We start from the raw sequence: 25070 nt of genomic DNA, 5'->3' as shown, positions 1-25070 counted from the left end.
TTGTCGGGCTCGGGGCGTTCGGTCACGGTTGGGTGCGCAGAATCCTTTGGGCCTCGAGAGCTGGGAGTCATTTAGCCATGTCGCACCACGTCGTTTCCCGCAAGCTCTACTTCGGCATCTTCGCCGCCCTGATGGTGCTCACCGTCATCACCGTGGCCGTCGCCTTTGTAGATCTCGGTCGCCTGAACGACGTGGTGATGCTCGCCATCGCCACCCTCAAAGCGGTGCTGGTGATTCTGTACTTCATGCACGTCAAATACAGCGGCAAACTCACCGCCCTGACGGTGGTCGGCGGCTTCATGTTCTTCTTCATCATGATCGCCATGATCATGATGGACTACATCGGCCGAGGCTTTTTGGGCTAGTCCAGCATGGGCGCCTCGCGAGGCGTCCCTATTCGACGTCGTCGATTTCTCGCCTCGCCGTCCCGCCACCCTCTCGGGGCAACCCTCGCTCCGGCAGAGGCTGTCGGCTGCCCCACGGGGTAGTTTGCTTCCCCCACCTCGGAGTGTCTTGCGCTGATTCCCAATCGATGGCACCCTAAGCCGACTTCACGACGGTTGGGAGGTGTGTATGGGTAAGTGCCTACATTTGCCGATGGTTACGACGATTCGCGTCGCTTTGGTTGTCCTCGTGGCGGCGTTCTCCCTGCCGGTCCAGGCGGACCCGCCGGAAGTGGATCTCGGCTACGAGCTGCGCCTGCGCCACGAGTTCTTCGATACCCCCGCCGCCAACCCGGCGGCGGACCGCGACTACGATTTCGGCAACGCCCGCTTCCGCTTCACGGCGGATGTGAAGTGGGAGCGTTTCGACCTGCGCGGCGTCGCCCAGGCGGCCGGCTCCTTTGGCCTGCCGGCCAACGGCGCCTTCGGCATCGGACCGGTGTACTTCGCCGCCAACGACGGCGACGAAAATCCCGCCCACCTCGGCCTGGCGGAACTCTTCGTCACCTATAGGAATGAGGGCTTCCGCCTCTACGGCGGCCGTATGAAATCGCCCTCCGGCAACGAGATCGGCACCGGCGTCGCCCACCTCGACGGCATCAAGAAGCGTCGCCTGGCAGAGCGGCTGGTCGGCAACTGGGACTGGGTGAACGTCGGCCGCCGCTACGATGGCCTCGGCGCTTCCTGGCAGAACGACACCGTGCGCCTCGACGGCTGGGGTTTCATCCCGCTGGCCGGCGGCGTCAACTACGAGGACGCCTTCGAGCAGCTCGACGACCTCAGCGTGTGCGGTATCGCCGTCACCGGCCGCTACGGCCAATGGCTGCCGGCGGGCGAACTCCGCCTCTTCGCCCACCAGTACGACGACGACCGGCCCGGCGCCCGCGCCGCCGCCGGCGGTGAACTCTCGATGACCACCGTCGGATCCTCACTGCTGTGGGGCGGGGAAGACCATGACCTCCTCGCCTGGGTCGCCTGGCAAACCGGCGATTGGGGGCCGCAGGACCACGACGCCCTGGCCTTCTTCATCGAAGGCGGCCGCAAGATCGCCCTGGGTGCTTTGACCTGGACCTTCCGCGCCGGCCTGGCCCAGGCCTCCGGCGGCGACCCGCGCGACGCCGCCCACGGAACCTTCTTCAACATGCTGCCCACCAACCACAAGTTCTACGGCTCACTCGACTACAGCGCCTTCCAGAACCTGCGGGACCTCTACGCCGAGGCCCTGATCACCGCCGGCGGTCCCTGGAACCTCCGCATCGCCGCCCACCTCTTCGAACTCGAAGACACCCGCGACGCCTGGTACGGCGGCTCCGGCGCCTTCGACAAGGAGCGCCTCGGCTTCGCCGGCCGCCGCCCGGCCGGCGGCTTCACCGACGACGCCATCGGCCAGGAGATCGACATCGACTTCGGCTACAAACTGCCCCACGACTTGCGGCTTGGCGTTGGCGGTGGGGTCTTCTTCGGCGGCGACGGAGCGGAGCAGTTCTTGCGAGCGGAGTCCGACGGGAGTTGGGGATATGTGCAGTTGAGTTGGAAGGGGTAATGTGAGTCGTCAGCGAAAGGCGTAGTGATGGATTTGAACGATGAGCACCGTCAAGGAACAGGTCCTGGAAAGGGCGGACAGTCTCCCAGACGACGCCACCTGGAAACAGGTTGAGTATCAGCTCTATGTGCGAAGGCAGGTGGAACTGGGCGAAGCTTCCATTCGTGAGTATGGAACTATCCCCCACGAAGAGGTCCGTCGTCGAATCGTCATCGAATGAGAATTCGATGGTCTTCATTGGCGATTTCCAATCTTCAAGAACTCAGCGAGTACATCGGGTAGGATTCCCCTGGTAGATCTGCCGTTCTCATGAGCGACTTGGTCAAGAAAGTCGACCTCATCGAGCGCTTTCCGAGAAGAGGAGAGTGGTCCCTGAGTTGGGTGGGCGTTATCGGGAGATCTTGGTGTCGCCCTTTCGGATCATCTACAGGCTCGAGCAAGGGATTGCCATCATCTTGACTGTGGTTCGCGGAGCGCGGAATCTGACGCGGTTGCCCCTTGGCTGATGAGCACCCTCCGCCACGAACTCCGCCAGTCCAAGCCCTTCGGCACCCCCGCCGAAGAGGCCTTCTTAGCCCTGGCGCGCACCGCCGGTATGTTGGATCAGGAACTCGCGCGGCGTCTCAAAGCGCACGGTTTGACCCCCACCCAGTACAACGCCCTGCGCATTCTGCGCGGCGCCCATCCGGAGACGTTGACCTGCGGCGAGGTGGGGGAGCGGATGGTCACGCCGCTGCCCGACGTCACCCGGCTGGTCGATCGCCTGGAGCGAGCCGGTTGGGCGCGGCGGGAGCGGGCAAAGGACGATCGGCGGGTGGTGCGGGTGGCGGTGACCGACGAGGGACTCGACCTGCTGGCCGCGCTGGACGGGCCGGTCCTTCAATGGATGGAGGAGTTTCTCGGCCATCTTCCGAAGGCGGAGATTCGCACTCTGATCCGCCTTCTCGAAGCCGTGCGCCGGGAGGAATGACTGCGGCGGGAATTTTTTGATCATTTATTCGTTATAACGGATGTCGTGATCATATTTAATGAAATGTAAGGAAGGATGGTGAGACCATGAGCGAACCGACGATGAGCCAAGAGAACACGAGCCAGCGGAACACCACCACCGGCGTGGGCGGCCTGCACCACGTCACCGCCATCGCCAGCCGGCCGCAGGGCAATGTGGACTTCTATGCCGGAGCCCTCGGGCTGCGGCTGGTCAAGAAGACGGTGAATTTCGACGATCCCGGCACCTATCACCTGTACTACGGCGACGAGATCGGCCGGCCGGGCACGCTGTTGACCTTTTTCCCCTGGTCGATGGCGCGGCGGGGGACGCGCGGTAGCGGGGAGACGACGGTGGTCTCCCTGGCCGTGGCGGACGGTTCCCTCGGGCGCTGGATCGAGCGGCTGGACCGTCATGAGGTGGAGCGTGAGGCGCCGCGGAATCGCTACGGCCGCCCGGCGATGCGCCTCCGGGATCCGGACGGCATGCTGCTGGAGCTGGTGGAAACGGCGCCGTCGGATGCTGAGGGAATCGTCGGCGTCGCGGGGGTGGCCTTCACCCTGCGGAATCTCGATCCCACCTCGGAGCTGCTGACCGGCACTCTCGGGATGAAGTGGACCGAGGACGGCTCGGACCGTCGTCGCTTCACGGCCGGCCCCGCCGGAATCTTCGTGGATCTGGTGGCCGCGCCACTCACGGAGCCCGGTCGGATGGGCGCCGGCACCATCCACCACGTCGCCTGGCGAGCCGACGACGAGGCCCATCAGCGCGACCTGCGCGGAGCGCTGGTCGAGGGCGGCCTCGGGGTGACGCCGGTGCAGGACCGTCGCTACTTCGAGTCCATTTACTTCCGCGAGCCCGGCGGCGTACTGTTCGAGATCGCCACGGACGGTCCCGGCTTCTTGCGGGATGAGTCGCCCGAGGAGCTGGGTGGCAAACTGCGATTGCCGCCCTGGCTAGAAGGCCGCCGGGGACAAATTGAGGGACTGCTGCCGGAACTGGCGACGTCCGGCGTTGAGGGGGGCACAGGGTGAGCGGCTGGCACGCCGATCAAGGGATCGCCGAGGCCGGGACTTCCCTCGCCGAGGCGGCCGGCGCCGTGGTGCTCCTCCACGGCCGCGGCGCCACCGCCGGGAGCATTCTCGGGCTGACCTCGGTGCTCGGCCGGCATGACTTGACCTACCGGGCCCCCCAGGCACGGGGCGGCACCTGGTATCCGGACCGCTTCGTCGCCCCATTCGAACACAACGAGCCGGCCCTGTCCTCGGCGCTGGCGGTGGTCGGCGGTGTGCTCGACGACCTGGAAGCTGAAGGCGTCGAGCCCGAGCGCACGGTGCTGCTCGGCTTCTCTCAGGGTGCTTGTCTGGCGCTGGAGTCAGCGGTGCGCCGGCCCCGCCGCTACGGCGCCGTGATCGCCTGGAGCGGCGGCTTGATCGGCCCGCCGGCCACCGAGTGGCCAGCGCGCGGAGCCTTCGACGGCGCGCCGGTCTTTCTCGGCTGCAGCGATGTCGATCCCCACGTTCCGCTGTGGCGGGTGGAGGAGTCCGCGAAGGTCTTCCAGAGCCAGGGTGCGGCGGTCGACCGGCGCATCTATCCGGGCTTCGGCCACGGCGTCAACGACGACGAGATCGGAGCGGCGAAGGTGCTCCTCGAGGGGGTTGCGGGCCAAGGCGCCCGAGGTGATTCGACGGCCCCCGTGGGCTGAGATAGTCTCCTCGCGATGCACCGCAACGACTCCCTCCTCGACCTCGTCCTCGAACTCCAAGGCCTCGACCGCGTCGCCCGCTCCGGCTGGACGCTGCGCGGCGTGGCGGAGGCCGAGAGCGTGACCGAACACTCCTGGCATGTGCTGTTCTTGGTGTGGGCCCTCGGGCCGCGCCTTGCGGGAATCGATGTGCCTCGGGCCATCGAGATCGCCTTGGTGCACGACCTGGCGGAGGTGCGCATCGGCGACCTGCCGCGCACCGCTTCGAAGTACCTCCCGCCGGGTGCCAAGAAGGATGCCGAGAGGGCGGTGATCGAGGATCTGCTGGCGCCGCTGCCGGCGCGCTCGCGCGAGCTGTACGAAGAGTACGCCGCCGGTCAAACGCCCGAAGCGCGGCTGGTCAAGGCTTGCGACAAGCTGCAACTGATGCTCAAGGTCACCACCTATGAGAGCTGGGGCACCGGCGCGCTGGCGGAGTTCTGGGACAATCCAGACAACTTTCCCGACGGCGGTTTCGAGCCGGTGCGCGAGCTGTTCGAGGCGCTGCGGGCGCGGCGCTCTCGGTGGGTGCCCCGGGAGGTCTGAAGGTGGAGTTCGATCTCACCCTCTTGCCAACCCTGAACGCCGCCATCAACTCGGTGGTCAGCGTGCTGCTGGTGGTGGGCTTCGTGCTCATCCGCCAGCGCCGCATCGCCGCCCACCGGGCCTGCATGCTCGCCGCCGTCGGCCTGTCGGTGCTGTTCCTGATCTCCTACCTGGTCTACCACTTCCAGGTGGGGTCCGTGCGCTTCACCGGCACCGGCACGGCGCGGACGGTCTACTTCACCATCCTCCTGAGCCACACCATCCTCGCCGCCTCGGTGCCCTTCCTGGCGATCATCACCTTGGTGCGGGCGCTCCGCGAGCGCTTCGACCAGCACCGCAAGATCGCCCGCTGGACGCTGCCCATCTGGCTGTACGTTTCGGTCACCGGGGTGATGGTGTATTGGATGCTCTACCGGATGAGCTGGTAGCGGCGCCAGGCGGCTAGTTCCAAACAGCAAAATCCCCCGAAGGCCCTTGCTCCGCTTCGCCGGAGCCTTCCTTGACAGTTTCCGGATCGGCCACGTATCCTCGAAAGGACAACTTACATCCTTGGAAGCGGCGCCACGCGAATGCGCCTGCTTCCCAGAGGTTTTTAGAATTGGCGCAGATTTTCCCTAAGCGCATCAATCGTCTACCGGTCGTGGCCGCCGGCGTGGCGCTATTGGTGCCGGCTTTGGGAAGCGCTTTCGTCTGGTATTTCCTCTCCCCGAAACATCTCGAAGTCGGTTACCAGCCGCGGCAGCCGGTGCCCTTCAGCCACAAGCTGCACGCTGGCGACATGCGCCTCGACTGCCGCTACTGCCACGGTGCAGTGGAGGTCTCGGCGGTGGCCTCGGTGCCGCCGACGCAGGTGTGCATGAATTGCCATCAGCTCGTCGGCCGCGACAAGGAATCGCTCCAGCCGCTGTATGAGAGCGCTGCGACCGGGCGGCCGATGGAGTGGATCCGAATCCACGACCTGGCGGACTATTCCTACTTCGATCACAGCGTTCACCTGCTGGCCGGCGTCGGTTGTTCCAGTTGCCACGGCGATATCCGCTCGATGGAGGTGGTGCGGCAGGTCGAGCCCCTCTCCATGGCCTGGTGCTTGGAGTGCCACCGGCAGCCGGAGATGCACCTGCGTCCGCGAGAGGAATTGACCAACACCACCTGGATTCCGCCGGACGACCAGCTCATCTTCGCTCAAGCTGTGATCGCCGACCTGCAGATTGCGCCGCCGGAAGACTGCTCGGCTTGCCATCGGTGATGCCATGACGAAGCCCCGCACACGACGAGCGTCCGCCCCGGACAAGGCCTACTGGCGGAGTCTGGAAAGGTGGCGGACTGCCGCTCCGGAGCCGGCGCCTGCGGTGGACGAGTTCCCCGAGGGTGCTTCCGAGACGCCGGACGGCATCAGCCGCCGGAAGATGCTCGGGCTGATGGGGGCCACCGTCGCCCTCGGCGGTGCGGTCGGCTGCCGGCGGCCGGTGGAGACCATCGTCCCCTACGTCAACGCGCCGGAAGGCCGCATTCCAGGCATCGCCGAGTTTTACGCCACCACCTTCAAGCAGGGCGGTCATGCCTTTGGCGCGCTGGTCGAAAGCCACGGCGGCCGGCCCACCAAGCTCGAGGGCAATCCACTCCATCCGTCCTCCGGCGGGGCGGCCAATGCATGGATGCTGGCCTCGACCCTCCACCTCTACGATCCGGACCGCTCCCAGCATCCGCACCGCCACGGCGCCGAGGACGGTGACCCGGAGGAGGCCACCTGGGACGATTTCGCCGCCTACTGGGCCCAGAACCGCGGCGACGGCGCCGCCGACGGCGCGGACCTGGCGGTGCTCGCCGGGCTCGACCCGTCGCCCACCCGGGACCGGTTGGCGGAAGCTTTCCGTCAGCGCTACCCGGCCGCCCGCTGGGTGGTGTGGGAGCCGATCCACGAGGGCCGGGTAGTAGCCGGTATCGAGGCGGCCACCGGCCAAGCCTTGCGGCCGGTTCATCACCTGGACGAGGCGGAGGTGATCGTCACCCTGGGGGCCGATCCGCTGCTCACCGGCGGCGACGCTTTGCGCCATGGCCGCGGCTTCGCCGCCGGCCGGCGCCGCGGAGTGGACGGCGGCACGATGAACCGCCTGTATTCCGTCGAAAGCACGCTGACCGTCACCGGCGCGGCGGCGGATCACCGCATTCCGCTGCGATTCGATCAGCTTCCGGCCTTGGCTTCGGCCCTGGCGGCGGCCCTCGGCGCCGGGGGTGGCGGCGGAGGAGATCTGCCGGCTGCGGTTGCGGCCCAGCTCGACGCGATCGTCGCGGACCTGCGGGCCGCCGGATCCGCCGCCCTGGTGATCGCCGCCCCGGAGCTGCCGCCGGAAGTGCACGGCGCGGTGCTGGCGATCCACAGCGCCCTGGGCGCCATCGGCCGCACGGTCACTCTGCATCCGGCCGGCCCGGACGACGCGGTAACGGAAGAGGCGCTCGCCGGACTGGTTACGGCGATGGCCGACGGCTCCGTCAACACCCTGGTCACCCTCGGCGTCAATCCGGTATTCGATGCGCCGGCGGATTTGGCCTTCGGCGAGGCGATGGCCGCGGTGCCGAACACCATCCACCTCGGCCTTTATCGCGACGAGACCGGCGAGCGTGCCACCTGGCACCTGCCGGAAGCGCACTTCCTCGAAGCCTGGAGCGACGCCCGGGCGGCGGACGGCACCTTGAGCATCGTGCAGCCGTTGATTGCTCCCCTGTGGCACGGCCGCGGCGCCATCGAGGTGCTCGCCATGCTGGCCGGCGAGGCCGAAACCGCCGGCTACGAACTGGTGCGGAAGACCTGGGGCGACACCCCCTTCGGTATCGACGAGAAAACCTGGCGGCGGACCCTGCACGATGGCGTGGCGGAAGGCTCCGCGGCGTCGGCGGTGGCGGTGGCCGCCAACGCGCCGGCGGGCGGCTCTTCGACTGCCGCGAGCGGTGATCTCGAACTGACCTTCCATCCGGCGAGCGACCTGTGGGACGGCCGCTACGCCAACCTGGGCTGGCTGCAGGAGCTGCCGGATCCGATCACCAAGATCACCTGGGACAACGCCGCCCTCTTCGCCCCGGCGACGGCCGAAGGCCTGGGGGTTTCCACCGGCGACCGGGTTCGCCTGACCTACCGGAAGCGCAGCGTCGAAGCACCGGCCTGGGTGCTGCCAGGGCAGGCGGAAGGCTCCGTCGCGCTGGCCCTGGGCTACGGCCGGCGCCATGCCGGGCGGGTGGGAACGGCGGTCGGAGTCGATGCCTTCGCGCTCAGGACCTCCGAGGCGCCGGGCGGCGGCAGCGGCCTGGCGGTGGAGGTGCTGGGCGGTGACTATTTGCTGGCCCAAACGCAGGAGCACTGGTCCCTCGAAGGGCGGCCGCTGGTGCGCGAGGGCACCCTCGACCAGTTCCGGGCGGAGCCGGCCTTCGCCCAGGCGCCGGAGGCGAAACTCCACCTCGGCTCGCTGTGGGAAGAGCCGGTCTACGACATCGGTCCGCAATGGGGAATGGCGATTGATCTGAACGCCTGCATCGGCTGTAACGCCTGCGTCGTCGCCTGCCAGAGCGAAAACAACATCCCGGTGGTGGGCAAGGAGCAAGTGGCCCTCGGCCGCGAGATGCATTGGCTGCGCATCGATCGCTACTTCAATGGCGACCCGGCAGCGCCGGAGGTGGTCTTCCAGCCGGTGTCCTGTCAGCACTGCGAGAACGCTCCCTGCGAGCAAGTCTGTCCGGTGGCGGCGACGGTGCACGATCGCGAAGGCATCAACGCGATGGTCTACAACCGCTGCATCGGCACCCGCTACTGTTCGAACAACTGCCCCTACAAGGTGCGGCGCTTCAACTTCTTCAACTACACCAAGGACACCCCGGAGTTGATGAAGGTGGCGATGAATCCGGACGTCACGGTGCGCTCCCGGGGCGTGATGGAGAAGTGCACCTACTGCATCCAGCGCATCAATCAGGCGAAGATCGCGGCCAAGCGCGCCTCGCGAGCGCTCGCCGACGGCGACGTGAGGTCCGCCTGCCAGCAGGCCTGTCCGGCGGACTGCATCACCTTCGGCGACATCACCGACGAGACCAGCCGGGTGGTAGTGGCCAAGAGCGAGCCGCGCAACTACGTGATGCTGGCGGAACTCAACAACAAGCCTCGCACCTCGTATCTCGCCAAGCTGCGCAATCCGAATCCCGCCTGGAGCAAGGAGGCTGCGGGATGAGCCACTCGCTGCGGTGGGGTGGTTTCGTGCTGCTGCTGGCGAGCCTCGCCGGCTGCCGGGGCTGTACCTCTAGCCGCCCGCCCTTCCACCTGGTGCCGAACATGGACGACCAGCCGCGCTACGAGGCGCAGGCGGCCAGCGCCTTCTTCGCCGATGGCGCCACCATGCGGCCGCCGGTGCCGGGCACCGTGGCGCGCGGCGCCCTGGGCGAAGACACGGTCTTCGAAGAAGGCCTCGACGAGACCGGCCAGCCGGTGGCGGCGATGCCGCGGGCGGCCCTGCCCTTTGCTTCCGAGGAGGCGACGCTGGTGCGCGGCCGCGAGCGCTACGACATCTACTGCGTACCGTGCCACGGTGAGAACGGTGGCGGTCGCGGCGCCTTTTTCGAGCAGGGTGGAGTCGAGTCCGCCGATTTGCACGAGGAGCGCATCCGCGGCCTGTCCGACGGCGAGCTCTATGGGGTCATCACCAACGGCCTGGGGCTGATGTCCGGCTACCGCTATCCGATCCCGCCGGAGGACCGCTGGGCGATCGTGGCCCGGGTACGTGAGCTCCAGAGTGAGGGGCCGTAGGATGATCTGCCTCGAGATGAGGTGCCAGCGCGAGGAGCTGTCGTGACGGCGAAGACTCCCAAGATGCTCATCGGCCTCGGCGTGCTGGCCTTCGTGCTGGCCGGCGTCGGCGCCACCTGGCTCGCCTTCACCATCGACACCGAACTGTCCTATCGCTCGCCGGTGCGCACGGCGGAAGCTCCCACCACGCCGCGCGACGAGGCGCTCCTGGAACAGGCCGAGGCAGACGAAGCGGAGGCCATGGCGCGGCCCTACGAGGAAGCCGAGTACCGGGCCTTCCCGAAGGTTGGCAGCCGGGTGGCGATCTGGATCGTGGCGCAGCTCCACCTGCTGTTTGCGGCCTTTGTGCTGGCGGTGCCGATGTTCGCGGTGGTCATCGAGTTCATCGGCTACCGCACTGGCGACATGCGGTACGACAAGCTGGCCTACGAGTTCACCAAGCTGCTCTCCGTGTCCTTCTCCCTCACCGCCACCTTCGGTGCGGGGCTGACCTTCATGCTCATCATCCTGTACCCGAAATTCACCAACTATCTGATGTCGGTGTTCTCGCCGACCTTCCTGCCCTACGTGCTGCTGTTCTTCGCCGAAGCGGGCTTCCTCTATGCCTACTACTACGGCTGGGGGAAGTTCTCGGCCAAGTTCCACATCTTTCTGGGCATCATGCTCAACGTGGTCGGCACCGGCATCATGTTCATCGCCAACGCCTGGCTGACCTTCATGACCTCGCCGCAGGGGGTGTCCGAGAGCGGCGCCCTGATCAGCACCTGGGAAGCTGTAACCAATTACACCTGGATGCCGATCAACATCCACCGCATCATCGCCAACGTCGCCTTCGGTGGCTCCATCGCCGGCGCCTACGCGGCCTACAAGTTCTTGAAGGCGCGCACCGCCGAAGAGCGTGCCCACTACGACTGGATGGGCTACATCGGCAACTTCGTCGCCATCGCCGGCCTGCTGCCGCTGCCCTTCGCCGGCTACTGGCTGGCGTCGGAGATCTACGCCTTCTCGCAGACCATGGGCTTGCAGATGATGGGCGGCGCCTTCTCCTGGCTATTCATCATCCAGGCGATCCTGATCGGCAACCTGTTTCTGTTTGCCAACTGGTACCTGTGGATGGGCATGGGCCGCATCGAAGGGGCGGAACGCTTCCGGCCCTACATCAAGTGGTTGCTGCTGATCATCGTGGTGTGCTTTGCCGTATGGGCCACCCCCAGCTCGCCGATCTCCAGCGCCCAGGAGATCCAGCAGATGGGCGGCGCCCGCCACCCGAAGCTCGGCTACCTGGGAGTGATGGCGGCCAAGAACACCGCCGTCAACCTGATGATCCTGGCGACCTTCTTGAGTTTTCTGCTGTACCGTCGGAGCGGCCGCTTCCCGACCGTCTCCTGGGCCAAATTCGGCAATCGCCTGGAGGGCGGCATCCTCGGCCTGGCGGCGGTGGCGGTGGTGTTCTTCGGCGTGCTCGGCTACTTCGTCGAGGCGTCGGTACGCATCAAACTGTCCATTCCACAAGTCGGCGCGGTGCTGCTGGCGATGGTCCTGGTGACGATCATCGACATCCCGCTCTTGCGCGGCGCCCGCACCACCACCACCAACTGGGGCAAGATCGACCACCGGTCGCAGTACGCCCTGATCGTGTTGGCGGTGACCTTCACCTGGCTGATGGGGCTGATGGGCTACGTGCGATCCGGCCTGCGTCAGCACTGGCACGTCTACGGCGTCATCCGCGACACCTCGGTGGACGCCTTCACGCCGACCCTCGGCTACGCCACCAAAGTGGTGTCTTTCACGGTGCTGATCTTCTTCCTGCTCATCGCCTTCGTTTTCTGGCTGGCCAGCTTGACGGACAAGAAGAAGGTGGCGGAGGTCGAAGTGACGGACGCCGTGGGCAGCCCCCAGACGGTGGGCTTCTCGGCGGATCCGTCGCCCTCGCCGGCGGCGCGTTCCTCCACCGTCGATCCGCCGAGCGGGCCGGCGTCCGGAAGCGTGCGGTCATGAAGATTCCCGTCGAGCTGCGCCTGGCGGTGCTCGCCGTCGCCGCCACCCTGTTCTACACCTGGGTCGGCCAGAAGGTGCCGCAGAAGGAAGTCTACCCGCCGGAGGTGGTGGAGATCGCGACGGACGTCTCCACCGCCGAAATGGTGGAGATCGGCCAGGAAATTTTCAACGGCAAGGGCATCTGCATCACCTGCCACAACGGCTCGGCGCGCTTCCCGGATTTGGACGGCATCGCCACCCGCGCCGCCTCGCGGGTACCGGGGATGAACGACGTGCAGTACTTCGCCCAGTCCCTCTACGAACCGGACGCTTACCTGGTGCCGGGCTTCAACCCCGGCATGCCGGTGGCCGACAAGCCGCCCATCGGCCTCACGGACGACGAGATCAAGACGGTGATCGCGTATCTCCAGAGCCTGGGTGGTACCCCGACCATCACCATGGACATGGATCCCAGGAGCGGCGGTTCCGGTGAGGCGGTCGCCGATGCCGCGCCGGCCGCTGACGCGCAGGTTGCCGATGCGCAGGGCGCTGCCGCGCCGGCCGACGGTTCCGTAGCGGTGCTCGCCTCCTACGGCTGCGCCCGCTGCCACGGTGACGCCGCCGAGGGACCGACCTTCACCGGCATCGGTGACCGGCTGGACCGCGGCCAGATCGTCAACGCCATCATCAACCACGGCCCGGCCCGGGACGAGCTCTCCGGGGTGACCCTGGCGGATGTTCAGGAGATGGCCGACGTTCTCGTCGAGCAGAGGGATCAGGGATGAAGCTTCTCGTTCTGATCCCGGTCGTCCTGGCGCTCTTCGCGCTGCGCTTTTTGAAGCCGAAGATGCTCACCTGGCTGGCCGCTTGGTTGGTGGCCTCGGTGGTGATTCTCAAGTTCGGTTTCGCCACGCCGATTCCCGATTCGGTGTTCAAAATCTATCTCGGCATCATCGTCGGGTCGCTTTTGATCTACGTCTTCTCGGACAGCGACCGGCAGGAGGAGGTGCGGCGGCCGCTCGTCGCCTTCCTGGTGGAGAGCAAGTACCTGATCCCGCTGGCGGTGGTGGCGTTGGCCATTCCCGCGGCGGTGGCGGCCAACATTTACCTCGACATGACCCGACCGCCGGTCGCCCCGCAGTTCTCGCGCACCGTCCACCCGGCGCCGCCGGACTCGATCCAGGTGTACGGCGAGGCCTACGACATGATCACCCTGGACAATCCCTACCGGAAGCTCCAGGAGTCGGACCCGGCGGCCTTCGCGGCGCATCTCGAGAACGGCCGCAAGATCTACTACCAGAACTGCTTCTACTGCCACGGTGACCTGATGGCCGGGGAGGGTGTTTTCTCCCACGGCCTGAACCCCATCCCAACCAACTTCCAGGACGCCGGCACCATCGCCCAGCTCCAGGAGTCGTTCCTCTTCTGGCGTATCGCCAAGGGCGGCCCCGGCTTGCCGGCAGAGGGCGGACCGTGGGATTCGGCGATGCCCGCCTGGGAAGAGTTCCTGACGGAGGAGGAGATTTGGGACGTGATCGCCTACCTCTACGACTTCACCGGCTACCAGCCGCGGGCTATTCACGAGGTGGGTGGCCATGATTAGGGTCCTCGTCGCGCTCCTTGCGCTGCTGCTGCCGTTGGCGGCCGTGGGCCAGGACGCGCCCTCCACCGGCGAGGTGGTGTACGAGAAGTATTGTAGCCACTGCCACGGTCGCGAGGGCGACGGTCAGGGGGTGGCGGCCAAGCGCATGCGCCCGGAGCCGCGCGACTTCACCGCCGGCAAGTACAAGATCCGCACCACCCCGAACGGCTTCCTGCCGACGGACGCCGACCTCGAACGGGCGATTCGCAAGGGCCTGCCCTACAGCACCATGCCGGCCTTCGAGAACTTGACCGAGGCAGAACTCGACGCGGTGGTCGAATACATCAAGAGCTTCTCCGACGATTTCGAGGATCCGGAGGCCTTCGCCGATCCCATCGCCATTCCCTCGCCGCCGCCCTACTCGGAAGAGCTGGCGGCGGAGGGCCGCGAACTGTACCAGGCGCCGGAGACCGGTTGCGCCCGTTGCCACGGCCTCGACGGGCGTGGCGACGGCTCCTCGGCACCCACCCAGACCGACGACTGGGGCGTCCACCTGCGGCCGGCCAACCTCACCATGCCCTGGACCTTTCGCGGCGGCGGCACCCGGGAGGACATCTACCGCACCTTGAACACCGGCTTCAACGGCACGCCCATGGCGAGCTTCAACGGTGCTCTGACGGACGAGCAGATGTGGGCCATCGCCACCTTCATCACCTCCCACAACCAAGACCGGGAAGAGCCGCCCTACACCAACGTCATCCGCGCTGTCGGGGCGGAGAACGAGATCGATCTCGCCCTGGGGCGCGAAGTGTTCGCCAATGCGCCGGAGGCGATGTTGCCCACCGTCGGCCAGATCATCCAGCCGGGCCGCGACTTCTATCCCTCGGCGCTGGCGGTGAAGGTGCGGGCGGTGTTCGACCGCGAGGACATCGCCTTCCTCGTCGAGTGGGACGACATGCGGGCAGAAACCTCCGGCACCAATGGCCCGGACCTGGCCGTGCGGCGGTGGGAAGAAGGGCACGCCGATGCCGGCGAGGGCGCTCCGGCCGGAGGCGAAGAGGACGGCGGTTTCTGGGGCGATGAGGCCGTCGAAGAAGACGACGAAGGTAGTTTCTGGGGCGATGAGGCCGTCGAAGAAGACGACGAGGGCGACTTCTGGGGCGACGCCGCGGTCGAAGAAGACGACGGCGCCGCAGTCGACGAGGGCGGCGGTTTCTGGGGCGACGCCGCGGTAGCCGACGATGCCGGTGACGACAGCGGCGACGACTTCTGGGGTGAGGCCGAAGACGACGGCGGCGCCGACGATGATTTCTGGGGCGGTGGCGACGACGCAGCGGCCGATGCCGGCCCGACCGGCCCGGACACCGAGTTCTCGGATGCCGTGGCCATCCAGCTCCCGCTCACTCTGCCCACCGGCATCGCGCGGCCGTACATCCTGTTCGGCGATGCCCAGAATCCCGTCGAGCTGTGGTTCGCGGACATGGGCAAGGGCGACGAGGCGACCACCTACGTCGCTCGCGGAACGGCGGCCATCGCTCCCGGCGAAGGGGCCGATCCGGAAGTCGCCGCTTCCTACGAGAATGGCCGTTGGTCAGTCATCTTCAAGCGCAGCCGGCAGGGGCGCGGCACCGTCTCCTTCGACGAAGAGGTGTTCGTGCCGATCGCCTTCTCCGTATGGGACGGCTTCAATCGCGAGCGCGGCAACAAGCGCGCCCTGACGGTGTGGAATCACGTGTACCTGGAACCCCTGGAGCGGCCTTCCCCCATCGGACCGATGGCGAGGGCGGGACTCGGGGTGCTGGGGCTGGAATTGCTGCTGATCGGCTGGGTTCGCCGCCGGGCGCGAAAGAAGGAAAGCGGCGAGCCAGCGTAGACCATCGCAACGGGTAAGGGCGGGCGGCGGCATGGCCGTTCGCAGACTAGGAGATCGACGATGTACCAAAGCATTTACGTTCCGGTCGACAACTCGGCCCATTCGAATCGCGCGATGGACACCGCCATCGCCATCGGCAAGACCTACGGCTCGGCGATGACCGGCTGCCACGTCTACGCCGCCCGAATGCACGACTACCGCTTTAAGCAGATGGAGTTCACGCTGCCGGAGGAGTACCTGGTGGAGAGCGAACTCGCCCGCCAGCGGAAGATCCACGACAGCCTGATCTCGATGGGCCTGGAGCTGATCTCCGACTGCTACCTGAACACCATGGACCAGCTCTGCCAGCAGGCCGGCCTGACCTGCGAGCGCAAGATGATGGACGGCAAGCACTCCGCCGAGATCATCAACGACATCGCCCAGTCGGACTACGACCTGGTGGTGCTCGGGGTGGTCGGCATCGGCCGTACCAAGGACAGCCAGGTGGGCGCCGTTTGCGGCCGGGTGAGCCGCGAGATTGAGCGCGACACCTGGGTCACCAAGCACGTGCCCGAGGCCGGCGAAGAAGAGCGCGACACCATCATGGTCGGGGTCGACGGCAGTCCCGAGTCCTTCGGCGCGTTGATGACCGGCATCGAACTCGCCAAGAGCTGCGGCAAGAAGCTCGAAGTGGTGGGAGTTTACGATCCGTACCTCCACTACGCGGTGTTCAAGGGCATCGTCGAGGTGCTCACCGAAAAGGCCGCCAAGATCTTCCGCTTCGAGGAGCAGAACCAGCTTCACGAGGAGATCATCGACACCGGCTTGGCGGAGATTTACCAGTCGCACATCAACGTGGCGGCGGCCATCGCACGGAAGCACGGGCTGGACGTCACCAAGACCCTGCTCGACGGCAAGGCCTTCCAGAAGCTCCTCGATCACACCCGCAAAACCAAGCCCTGGGTGATGATCATCGGTCGCGTCGGCGTCCACGCCGGCGAGGATGAAGAGGGCCTCGGCAGCAATACCGAAAACCTGCTGCGCCTGGCGCCCTGTGATCTCCTGCTGACCAATCGGCGCGAGGTGCCGGAGCTCGATCTCAAGGCCGAGGAGTCCATCCACTGGACGCCGGAAGCCGAAGAGCGCATGACCCGCGTGCCGGACATGGTCAAGGGCATCGCCCGCACCGCCATCCTGCGCCTCGCCATCGAGCAGGGCCACAGCGTGGTGTCGAGCGATCTGGTGACCGAGGCGATGGACCGCTTCATGCCGAAGAGCTCTCAGCAGGCCACCGAGAAGCTGGCCGAGGCCCTGGCCTTCGAGAAGGCGCAGCGCGAGGCGGTCTCCCTCTGCAAGCATTGCGGCCTCGCCGCCCGGGTGCCGGATCCGGTGCGCTGCACCGTCTGCGGCGCCCAGGACTTCGAGGTGATCACTCCGGAGATGGTCGAGGAGATCGCCAAGATGGAGGGCGGAGTCGAGGAAGAGACCACCTACGACGGCCGCAAGCTGCGCTGGACCCAGGAGGCCAAGAAGGCCTTGCGGGCGATCGACGATCGCTACCAGCGGCGCCGCGCCAAGGCGCGCATCGAAAAGGCCGCCCACGGCCGACGGGTCGACCCCATCACCCTCGATCTCGCCCAGCACTTCATCGAGGAAGAGACCGGCGTGCTCTACAAGCCCGCCGCCACCCCGGCCGCCGGAACGGCGCCGGAACAAGAGGTGAAGGCTCCGGAAGTTCAGCAACCGGCGGTCGAGGAAGACGGGCCGGAGCTCAAGATCCTCGCCCGCGACGGCAAGAACAACCCGCTGCTGTCGCGCCTCGATTGGAACTCCGCCGCCATCGAACGCATCTTCCGGGTGCCCGTCGGCTACATGCGGGACAAGACCCAGACGCGGGTCGAGGAATTCGCCGCCGAGCAGGGTGCCGAAGAGATCACCCTAGAGCTGGTCGAAGAGGGCATCGAGCACGGCCTACAGTTGATGGCCGAGATGATTGCCGAACAGGAGGCCGAAGGGGTTGCGGCGGCGCCGCCGCCGGCGGACGCGGCGCCGGGCGATCTGGCCGCCAAGGGCGGCGGTTGCCCGATGGCCGCTCTGCAGGCCGGCAAGGCGAAGACTGAACCGGCGCCAAAGCCGGCCGCCTCCAGGACGGTGTCCCGCAAGGTCGGCACGCCGGTTTCCTTGAACGAGGTGGGCGTGATGTCCAACCTCGAAAAGCGCCGGGTGGAACTTCAGCCGCCGACCGACGACTCCTAGCTAGCCGGGGGCTGAATAGGGCTGCGTCCATGGTTTCAGCTCCCTGACCGGCATTTTTTTGCGAGGGGGCCGCGCCTCGCCGGCGCCCCCTCACCCGAGAAGAGACCTCGGGGTCACCCCGGCCACGGCGGCATAGCCGGCGCCGCGCTCTGTGGGTTCAGTCGCAGGACACTAGTGACTCGGAATGCCCGCCTACCGCTTCTGCCGTCCGGACAATCTGCCGCTGCTGGTGGAGGCGGTCCGCACCTGCTACGACCCCTACATCCCGCCGGAGATCGCCGGCCCGCCGATGACCGCCGAGCGGTTTCGCCAGGAGATGAAGGAATTGGATCTCTGGCCCAGCAACTCCCTCGTCGCTCTGGCCGGCGAAACCCCCGTCGCCGTCCTCACCGCCACCAAGCGGGCCGATGCCGTGGCGGTGTTGCGGCTGGGAGTGCGCGAAGAGGAACGCGGCCAAGGCCACGCCAAACATCTGCTGACCTCTTTGAGCCAGAAACTCGCCGTCCTTGGCCCCGAGCGGTTGGTGGCCGAAGTGCCGGCGGGACGCGAGGCGGTCTTCGAAGCCTCCGGTTACTCCGCCGAAACGACATTCCAGGACCTCGTTCTGCCGCCGGAGAACACGCGCACCCTGCCGGCAGAGCTGGTGATCCCCGTTTCGGTGGAAGACCTCGCGGCAAACGACCTGCTCTCCTTCTCCCCGGACGCTCCTTGGGACCGCTCCGAGCTGACCCTGCGCCAGAGCACCGAGCGCCTGTCCGGCGTCGCCGTCGCTTCGCCGGCACGCATCGAAGCCTGGGTGCTCCACGACCGCGAGGGGCCAGCCGGCGCGACCCGCGTGCTGGCCTGGGGGGCTGCCGATGGCGCGGCTCGAGATCGCTGGCTCGGTCCGCTCCTCGGTCACCTCGCCGCCGAAGCCGGCGCGCCGGTGATGCTGTGGCGAACGGCGCCGGAGGAACTGCCGGGAGGCTGGCCCACCGGCTGCGGGCTGCGCTCCGGCGTTCGCTTCACGCGGTATGCTGCCCGGGCGAAACCTCTATGAAGAGCTACTTCGACATCGAAGGCGACGGCGGATCCGACATCGTCGGCCAGGTCACTGCCCAGCGAGCCGAGCTGGAAGAATCTCTAGCCGGAGTGCGCCATTTGGTGGCCGTCGGCTCCGGCAAGGGCGGCGTCGGCAAGAGCACTTTGACCATGGCCTTGGCGCAGGTGCTCCGCCGGCGGGGCCACTCCGTCGCCCTCTTCGACGCCGACTTCAACGGCCCCTGCCAGGCCCGCATGGCCGGATTGGAAGAAACTCCCTGGGTGCCCGGCGCGAACGGCTTGATCCTGCCGCGCCGATCCGATGGCCTCGGAGTCCTCTCCATGGGCAGTGTCTTCGGCGGCGACAAACCGTTCGATCCGGAACATGGCGCCGCCGGCCACAGCTACGTGTGGCGCGCTACCCGCGAGTTCTCGGTCTTCGGCCAGCTCCTCGCCGCGGTGGACTGGGGAACTTTGGATTTCCTGCTCCTCGACCTGCCGCCGGGAGCGGAGCGCACCGTCCACTTCGCCGATTTTCTCGGTCCCCGGGCAGCCTTCGTGCTGGTGACCATCCCTTCGGATCTGGCGCGCGGCGTGGTGTCGCGTTCCGTCGCCGCGTTGGAAGAGACGGACTCGCCGCTGACGGGCTACGTCCTCAACATGGCCGGCTACTACTGCCGCGAGTGCGACGGTGTGCGGCCGCTTTTCCCGGAGGGTGACGAAATCCTCGATGCGCCGCTCCTCGGGCGCGTGCCCTTCGATCCCGAACTGGCGTCGATCTGCGACCGCGGCTGGCCCGAGGCGGCGGCCCTGCCGCCTTCCGCCGCGGCCCTCGCAGGAGTTGTCGACCGCCTGCTCGCATCGCCGCTTCCCGCCGCGCAAACCCCGCCGTCCCCAACCTAGCAGTCCCTGGAGACCTGAACGATGAAATTCTTGTGTATTACCTGCGATGAGCCCATGAAGCTGGACAACGCGGCGCCGCCGGACGAGCGCGGCTCCCTGACCGCGGTCTACGAGTGTCCCACCTGCACCCACCGTATGGCGATGCTCACCAACCCGATGGAAACGGAGATGGTACAGTCCCTGGGCATCAAGATCGGCTCCGGGTCGGGCGCCTCCGCGGGTGACGCGGAGGGTGCCTCAAAGTGTCCTTTCTCCGGCATGATCGGCGACATGCCGACGGCGGACGAAGGCGTCGGCTGGACCACCGCCGCCCTCGAAAGGCTGGAGAACATCCCCGAATTCGTTCGCCCCATGGCCCGCCAGGGCATCGAGCAATACGCCAAGTCCAACGGCCATCGCCTGGTGGACGAGAAGATCCTGGACGAAGCGAGGGATCGATTTGGGATGTAGTCGGAGGGACTGAGTATGGCCTACGACGAAGGACTCGCCGAGCGCGTCCGCGATCACTTTCGCGCCCAGGACCCTCCCGCACCGGTGGTCGAAAAGAAGATGTTCGGCGGCCTGGCCTTCATCGTCGGCGGCCACATGTGCGTCGGCGTCAACGCCGATACCCTGATGGTGCGGGTCGGCCCCGAGCGCTACGAAGACTTCCTTGCCGAACCCCACGCCCGCCAGATGGACTTCACCGGTCGGCCCCTCAGGGGATACCTGTACGTCGAACCCGAAGGCTACGCCGCCGATGAAGACCTGGCGAACTGGGTGCGCCGGTGCGAACGGTTTGTAACGACTCTGCCACCGAAGTGATTCCGATGTGTCGGCAGGAACATCGGCTTAGCCATCAGGAAGGAGTTCCTATGAAGTGGTCTACCCACCACGCGATGTGTGTCGTGCTTTTCTTGATCGGTTGCGCTTCGGCTTTCTGGGGTTGTAGCTCGTCGACCTTGGAAGAGCCGAACATCGTCAGTAGCCAATCGCAAAACGGCCATATGGTACCGAGCGGCGCCACCGGCGATCGAAAGGGATTGTCCGGCCTCCAGATGGCGCCATCGGAAACCTGTGGCTATTCGGAAGCGGATCCCATTTGCGTTGGCGGTGCCGCTGCTGGGCAGGGTCCTTCCAACTCACGTCAGTTCTTGAACAGCATCGTCGGACCGCAAGGTCAGCCCATTACCTACTCGCGCAAGGGTGCATGTTGCCCCTTCGAGACGGTCAACTCCGATCTGGGCGGTGGGCTTTTGGATGTCTACGAAGTGCGCTGGGATGGGCAGGCGGAGCCGGTGATTCTTTATGTCAACATGTACGATGCCGAGCCGCTTTGGGTACCACACGGACTGCGCCCGAGGTAGGGCGCCGCTGCACACAGGCAGCCGACCTCAAGGTTGGCTCGCTCCCATAGAAGTGCCACCCGAGCTTCCCCCCAATCGAGGTGCAGGAAGGTCGATTGCCACCTGAGGCTGGGGGGCACGCCTCATTCCGTTTTCTATCGGTCACTCCAGGCCGGTCAAGATTCTTCTCAGGGTATCCGTTTCGTTGGGCTCGGAGGCTTGCTCAAGTAGGGCCTCGACGGCGCAGCGATGGGCGGTATTCAGGGCTTGGTGGGCCGGGACGTCCTCGTCGGGCTCTACGCCCTTGCCCTCCCAGTTCGTGCCGGTGCGAGGGTTGATCGCCCGGGCGGTGGGGATGGCCACCCGGAAGTTTTCTCCGAGGGGAAAGATCTGGATCGGATGCGCCGCCCCGGCGGTGGTCTCGCCGACCAGGGTGGCTCGCCCAAAGTGCTTCAGGTGATAGCTGAAACCTTCCGCCGCCGAAGGAGTGTCGGCGCTGGTGAGTACGAAGACGGGGCGATCGGGGTAGCGCGGTGAGGGGAGGTCGGTGCGGGTTCGGAACTCCATCGTCTCGTCGCGGTTGCGCCAGTAGATGCGGCTCAAGACGAACGGCTCGCCGGTGAAAAGGTAGCTGGCCAAATAGGCCACCATCGCCGGGTGGCCGCCCCGGCTGGTGCGGACGTCGATCAGTAGCGCGTCGGTCCCGGCCAGCTCGGCGAAGGCGGCGTCGACGGCTTCGGCACCCTGGGCTGGATCGACGAAAGCGGCGATTTCGAGGTAGCCGACGTTGCCCGCCAGGACCTCCACCCGCCTCAATCCTCCTTGCGCACCTGCAGGAGGAGTCGCGGCTTCGTGGCTCGCCCTGGCCGGCGGTCGAACCTGGACGCCGAAATGGAGATCGGAACTCGCTTCCCGCAGGTCCCGGGTCAGGGAGAAGGCCAAGGCCGCCTCCAATCCCTCGTAGGCGTTGCCGGCGAGCTGCTCCCTGAGTGTTTGTTCGATGTTGGGGATCCTCTGGTCGAGGATGTAGTTTTCCCGGATCAGATCGATCAGCTCCTCGACCAGCGGTGCAGCCGCTCCGCCGTCGGCTGATTCGGCTGCTGCCGGAACCACCGGCAGACCGACCGACACCGTGAGAAGTAGAGCCGCGGCGGCGGAGCCGAGCGACGCCAGCTTTCGGTGACCGCGGGTCCTCGGCCGGCTCGTCGATCTGGCGAACTCTTCTTCGTTTAGGTGCATCCAGGCAGTGTATCGGCAGGACCGCCGACCCTTCGGCCGGCGGTTCCGGCTTTGACGATCACTGCATCGTGGGCCAGGTCATGAAGAACCCGTCGATCCAGACGATGTCCCGCTCCCACTGGTTGTGCTCGAAGCCGCTGATGACGTAGGGCTTGCTCTCAAAGCGTCCATCCTTGCCGGTGCTGCGGATTCCGATCCAGCACGGTTGGCTGCCGGGCTGGCCGAGATTGGCCGCGAACTCGTAGGTGTTGCCCCAGCCATCGATCTTGGGGACTTCCGGCAGATAGCGCGGCACCAGGATGGCCTCGATCTCGGACCACTCGACTGCGGGACAGATTTGCCAGTCGAGGGTGTCGCCGTAGTCCAGCGAGCCCTCTTCTATCTTTGCCTGGTCGTTGCCCCACTTGTGGAGAGCGGAGCCGATGGTGCGGAGGTCGGTGATGGTCTCCTTCTGTGCTGCCATGTCCGCCTGTTCGGTGTCGGCGGCCACGGCGGGCTGGTCGGTCAAGCTGACGACGGCGAGGACGATCATGGCGCAGGCCAGGACGGCGGAGACGCGGAGGGGACGGATACTGAATTTCGCGATCATGGAGACTCTTCTCCTCAGGTGTTGATAGGTCTCAGCCATGCCTACCAGCGATCCGGATGCTTCCCCTCGAGGACCGGCGGACAGGCTGATCAAGGTGGAGCCGTAGGCGCGTCGCGCCCGTGGCGAAAGGTGGCCGAGGACCAGCGCATCGCAAGCCGGCTCGCGATCCGACTGCATGCGGCGGTAGGCCAGGTGAATCAGTGGATTGAACCAGTGCAGCCAACGCAGCACCGAGGCCGTGGCCTGAATCCAGTGGTCGCGCTGCTTGATGTGGGCGAGTTCGTGCAGCAGAACGTGCCGCAGCGATTCTTCCGAAAGACCTTCGGCGGTCCCCGGAGGGAGCAGAACGCGCGGCCGGAGAAAACCGTGGAGCGCCGGCGAGGTCACCGCCGAGGTTTCGAAGACTTCCGGGGCACGGTGGAGGCCGAGAATCGTTCTCGCGTCTTCCAGTGGTTCCAGAATCCGGGGGTCGGTACTGCGTTTGCGGTCGGCAAGGCGAGAGCGCAGACGCCCTTCGTGAAGCAACTGCCGGGCCGCCAAGCCGACGATACCGGCCAGCCACAGAATCTGGACGAGAAGGCCCCGCTGCTCGCAGGTGCGCTGCCAGAGGGTGGGGGAGGAGGCCTCGGATTCAGGGACCGGCGCCGGAGTGGTGGCCAGGTCGATCAGGCCGGGAAGTCTCTTTCCGCCCTCCACCGGCAGGTGAAACAGGCTCCAGGAACTGATCGGTGCCGCCGGCATCAACAGCCGCAAGAGGACCAGAGCCCACAGCGCGTAGACGAAACGGGCCGGGAGCCAGCGGCGGAAGAGAAACTGAACGAGAAGGACCAGCAGCACCACCGCCGCCGCCTTGAGGGAGTGCACCAGGAAACCGGCGAGGAAGGCGCTCATCTCTCGCTGCCCTCGTCCGCACCGTCGAGAATGCGGCGCAGTTCATCGGCTTCCTCCTGGGATAGGTCCGCCCGGCGCGCGAAGTGGAGAAGCAGCGAGTGGCGATCGCCGCCGAAGACCCGCTCCACGAAGGAGCGCCCCTCTCGCTCGACGCACTCCTCTCGCCGCACCGCCGGGCTGTAGCGGTAGAGGTGGCCATCCTCCTCGAAGGTCAGCGCCTTCTTCTTGACCAGCCGCCCGAGGAGCGTCCGCACCGTCTTGGGATGCCAGCCGGTGTCATCGCCGAGAGCGGCGACCACCTCCCGGGCGGTCAAAGGCGATTGCCGCCACAACACGTTCATCACCTGCCACTCGGCGTCGGAAATGCGGATCCCTGGTGTGCTCATCGCGTCCTCTTGGTTGATTACTGATGTAGTCAGTATGGACTACATCTGTAATACGGTCAAGGGGGAGAGAGTGTTTGACCTGAAAGGCGCCTGGCCCCTGGCTCGACCCGGCTACGCTACCTAAGGAAACGTTGAAGCGTGCTGTTCTGCTAGGTCGGACCCGTGGGACTGAACGAGCCGACATCCAACTGGGGAAGGGGGCCGGAACTTGAACGCCGAAGTGAAGGTTGCGCATCTTGACAGCGACTAACTGAGGCATCATGATGTCTGCATGAGAACCACGCTCACACTCGACGACGATCTAGCACGTAGGTTGAAGGACACGGCTCGCCTCACCGGCAAGACCTTCAAAGAGGTCGTCAACGCGACCCTTCGCCGTGGTTTCGGTCGAGGTGAGTTGCCAGCAGCGACCTTGCCGCCTTTCAAGATCGGAAAGAAGGCGCGTGGATTGCGACCGGGAATCGATCCCCTCAAGTTCAATCAACTAGTCGATGAACTGGCGGTAGAAGACTTTCTAGAGAAAGTCCGCAAGGAGGCGGAACAAGAGTGATCCTTCCGGACATCAACCTTCTTCTGTACGCCTACAATCCAGACTCACCCCATCACATCCGAGCGATGGAGTGGTGGGAAACGAGTCTCTCTGGAAGAACCATGGTGGGCCTGCCCTGGGTCGTGCTGTTGGGTTTTCTGCGCCTGGTGTCCAATCATTCGCTGTTTGACGAGCCCTTGTCGCCGAGAGAAGCGTTGGAGGAGATGCGAGCTTGGCTGGATCGCCCGACCGTTCAGGTTCTCCAGCCAGGCTCTCGACATCTCGACTTGCTTGATGAGCTGATGGTCGGTACCGCGGCTTCGAGCAAGCTCAGTACAGACTGCCATCTGGCCGCCCTCGCGATCGAGTACCAGGCCGAGCTGCACTCAAACGACTCGGATTTCTCTCGTTTCCCCGGTCTTCGCTGGAAGAATCCCCTCAAGGACTAGCCTTCAGGACTCCACTGCCGACCAG

General features: G+C 66.2%; 26 protein-coding genes. 23 read left to right on the top strand and 3 right to left on the bottom strand.

The window, feature by feature from the left end:
* Nucleotides 1–77: 77 nt before the first annotated feature.
* The 21 genes from AAF481_10015 to AAF481_09915 all read left to right on the top strand — a co-directional run bounded on the left by AAF481_10015 (nt 78) and on the right by AAF481_09915 (nt 20983).
* Nucleotides 78–365: a cytochrome C oxidase subunit IV family protein gene (locus AAF481_10015; protein ID MEM7481498.1), complete on the top strand. Its 288-nt coding sequence runs from the start codon at nt 78–80 to the stop codon at nt 363–365.
* Nucleotides 366–573: 208 nt separating this feature from the next.
* Nucleotides 574–1986, top strand: coding sequence for an alginate export family protein (locus AAF481_10010; protein MEM7481497.1), 1413 nt, complete (start codon nt 574–576; stop codon nt 1984–1986).
* 40 nt (nt 1987–2026) lie between these two features.
* Nucleotides 2027–2206: a hypothetical protein gene (locus tag AAF481_10005; protein ID MEM7481496.1), complete on the top strand. Its 180-nt coding sequence runs from the start codon at nt 2027–2029 to the stop codon at nt 2204–2206.
* A 285-nt stretch (nt 2207–2491) separates the two neighbouring features.
* Nucleotides 2492–2956, top strand: a complete 465-nt coding sequence (locus tag AAF481_10000; protein ID MEM7481495.1) for a MarR family transcriptional regulator — start codon at nt 2492–2494, stop codon at nt 2954–2956.
* An 86-nt stretch (nt 2957–3042) separates the two neighbouring features.
* Nucleotides 3043–4008 (top strand): ring-cleaving dioxygenase, encoded by a 966-nt coding sequence (locus AAF481_09995; GenBank protein MEM7481494.1) that lies wholly within the window; start codon nt 3043–3045, stop codon nt 4006–4008.
* Nucleotides 4005–4679 carry a dienelactone hydrolase family protein gene (locus AAF481_09990; protein MEM7481493.1) on the top strand — a complete coding sequence of 225 codons (675 nt, stop codon included), beginning with the start codon at nt 4005–4007 and terminating at the stop codon, nt 4677–4679. The genes AAF481_09995 and AAF481_09990 overlap by 4 nt, the downstream gene beginning before the upstream one ends.
* 15 nt (nt 4680–4694) lie before the next feature.
* The gene (locus AAF481_09985; protein ID MEM7481492.1) at nt 4695–5264 is read left to right on the top strand and encodes an HD domain-containing protein; all 570 of its coding nucleotides are present in this window, start codon (nt 4695–4697) and stop codon (nt 5262–5264) included.
* Nucleotides 5265–5266: 2 nt separating this feature from the next.
* The gene (locus tag AAF481_09980) at nt 5267–5692 is read left to right on the top strand and encodes a DUF420 domain-containing protein (GenBank protein ID MEM7481491.1); all 426 of its coding nucleotides are present in this window, start codon (nt 5267–5269) and stop codon (nt 5690–5692) included.
* A 170-nt stretch (nt 5693–5862) separates the two neighbouring features.
* On the top strand, nt 5863–6510 hold the full coding sequence (locus AAF481_09975; protein ID MEM7481490.1) for a cytochrome c3 family protein: 648 nt from the start codon (nt 5863–5865) through the stop codon (nt 6508–6510).
* 4 nt (nt 6511–6514) lie between these two features.
* The gene (locus AAF481_09970; protein ID MEM7481489.1) at nt 6515–9475 is read left to right on the top strand and encodes a TAT-variant-translocated molybdopterin oxidoreductase; all 2961 of its coding nucleotides are present in this window, start codon (nt 6515–6517) and stop codon (nt 9473–9475) included.
* Nucleotides 9472–10047, top strand: a complete 576-nt coding sequence (locus AAF481_09965; protein ID MEM7481488.1) for a cytochrome c — start codon at nt 9472–9474, stop codon at nt 10045–10047. Before AAF481_09970 ends, AAF481_09965 begins: the two co-directional genes overlap by 4 nt.
* 42 nt (nt 10048–10089) lie before the next feature.
* Nucleotides 10090–12045, top strand: coding sequence for a cytochrome ubiquinol oxidase subunit I (locus AAF481_09960; GenBank protein MEM7481487.1), 1956 nt, complete (start codon nt 10090–10092; stop codon nt 12043–12045).
* Nucleotides 12042–12809: a cytochrome c gene (locus AAF481_09955; protein ID MEM7481486.1), complete on the top strand. Its 768-nt coding sequence runs from the start codon at nt 12042–12044 to the stop codon at nt 12807–12809. The genes AAF481_09960 and AAF481_09955 overlap by 4 nt, the downstream gene beginning before the upstream one ends.
* Nucleotides 12806–13627 carry a cytochrome c gene (locus AAF481_09950; GenBank protein ID MEM7481485.1) on the top strand — a complete coding sequence of 274 codons (822 nt, stop codon included), beginning with the start codon at nt 12806–12808 and terminating at the stop codon, nt 13625–13627. Before AAF481_09955 ends, AAF481_09950 begins: the two co-directional genes overlap by 4 nt.
* The gene (locus tag AAF481_09945; protein MEM7481484.1) at nt 13620–15479 is read left to right on the top strand and encodes a c-type cytochrome; all 1860 of its coding nucleotides are present in this window, start codon (nt 13620–13622) and stop codon (nt 15477–15479) included. The genes AAF481_09950 and AAF481_09945 overlap by 8 nt, the downstream gene beginning before the upstream one ends.
* A gap of 60 nt (nt 15480–15539) precedes the next feature.
* Entirely contained in the window at nt 15540–17714 is a 2175-nt protein-coding gene (locus tag AAF481_09940; GenBank protein MEM7481483.1) for a universal stress protein, read from the top strand.
* Between the two features lie 184 nt (nt 17715–17898).
* Nucleotides 17899–18753 (top strand): GNAT family N-acetyltransferase, encoded by an 855-nt coding sequence (locus AAF481_09935; GenBank protein ID MEM7481482.1) that lies wholly within the window; start codon nt 17899–17901, stop codon nt 18751–18753.
* Entirely contained in the window at nt 18750–19637 is an 888-nt protein-coding gene (locus tag AAF481_09930) for a P-loop NTPase (protein ID MEM7481481.1), read from the top strand. Before AAF481_09935 ends, AAF481_09930 begins: the two co-directional genes overlap by 4 nt.
* Before the next feature lie 21 nt (nt 19638–19658).
* Nucleotides 19659–20087 (top strand): PCP reductase family protein, encoded by a 429-nt coding sequence (locus tag AAF481_09925; GenBank protein ID MEM7481480.1) that lies wholly within the window; start codon nt 19659–19661, stop codon nt 20085–20087.
* A gap of 15 nt (nt 20088–20102) precedes the next feature.
* Entirely contained in the window at nt 20103–20441 is a 339-nt protein-coding gene (locus AAF481_09920; GenBank protein MEM7481479.1) for a TfoX/Sxy family protein, read from the top strand.
* 50 nt (nt 20442–20491) lie between these two features.
* Nucleotides 20492–20983, top strand: coding sequence for a hypothetical protein (locus AAF481_09915; protein ID MEM7481478.1), 492 nt, complete (start codon nt 20492–20494; stop codon nt 20981–20983).
* 141 nt (nt 20984–21124) lie between these two features.
* Here AAF481_09915 and AAF481_09910 read toward each other — a convergent pair whose 3' ends face one another.
* Genes AAF481_09910 through AAF481_09900 form a run of 3 tightly spaced genes read right to left on the bottom strand, consistent with a single transcriptional unit; the run spans nt 21125 to nt 24067 of the window.
* Nucleotides 21125–22201 carry a S41 family peptidase gene (locus tag AAF481_09910; GenBank protein ID MEM7481477.1) on the bottom strand — a complete coding sequence of 359 codons (1077 nt, stop codon included), beginning with the start codon at nt 22199–22201 and terminating at the stop codon, nt 21125–21127.
* 58 nt (nt 22202–22259) lie between these two features.
* Nucleotides 22260–23681, bottom strand: a complete 1422-nt coding sequence (locus AAF481_09905; GenBank protein ID MEM7481476.1) for a M56 family metallopeptidase — start codon at nt 23679–23681, stop codon at nt 22260–22262.
* Nucleotides 23678–24067 carry a BlaI/MecI/CopY family transcriptional regulator gene (locus AAF481_09900; GenBank protein ID MEM7481475.1) on the bottom strand — a complete coding sequence of 130 codons (390 nt, stop codon included), beginning with the start codon at nt 24065–24067 and terminating at the stop codon, nt 23678–23680. Before AAF481_09900 ends, AAF481_09905 begins: the two co-directional genes overlap by 4 nt.
* 271 nt (nt 24068–24338) lie before the next feature.
* On the opposite strand from AAF481_09900, the gene AAF481_09895 reads away from it, so the two are divergent.
* Nucleotides 24339–24617 carry a DUF2191 domain-containing protein gene (locus tag AAF481_09895; GenBank protein ID MEM7481474.1) on the top strand — a complete coding sequence of 93 codons (279 nt, stop codon included), beginning with the start codon at nt 24339–24341 and terminating at the stop codon, nt 24615–24617.
* The gene (locus AAF481_09890) at nt 24614–25045 is read left to right on the top strand and encodes a type II toxin-antitoxin system VapC family toxin (protein MEM7481473.1); all 432 of its coding nucleotides are present in this window, start codon (nt 24614–24616) and stop codon (nt 25043–25045) included. The genes AAF481_09895 and AAF481_09890 overlap by 4 nt, the downstream gene beginning before the upstream one ends.
* Nucleotides 25046–25070: the final 25 nt, after the last annotated feature.

It is taken from the genome of Acidobacteriota bacterium, assembly GCA_039030395.1.
In the GTDB taxonomy this organism is placed as follows: Bacteria; Acidobacteriota; Thermoanaerobaculia; order Multivoradales; family JBCCEF01; genus JBCCEF01.
This window is presented reverse-complemented; position numbering and strand designations above follow the sequence as displayed.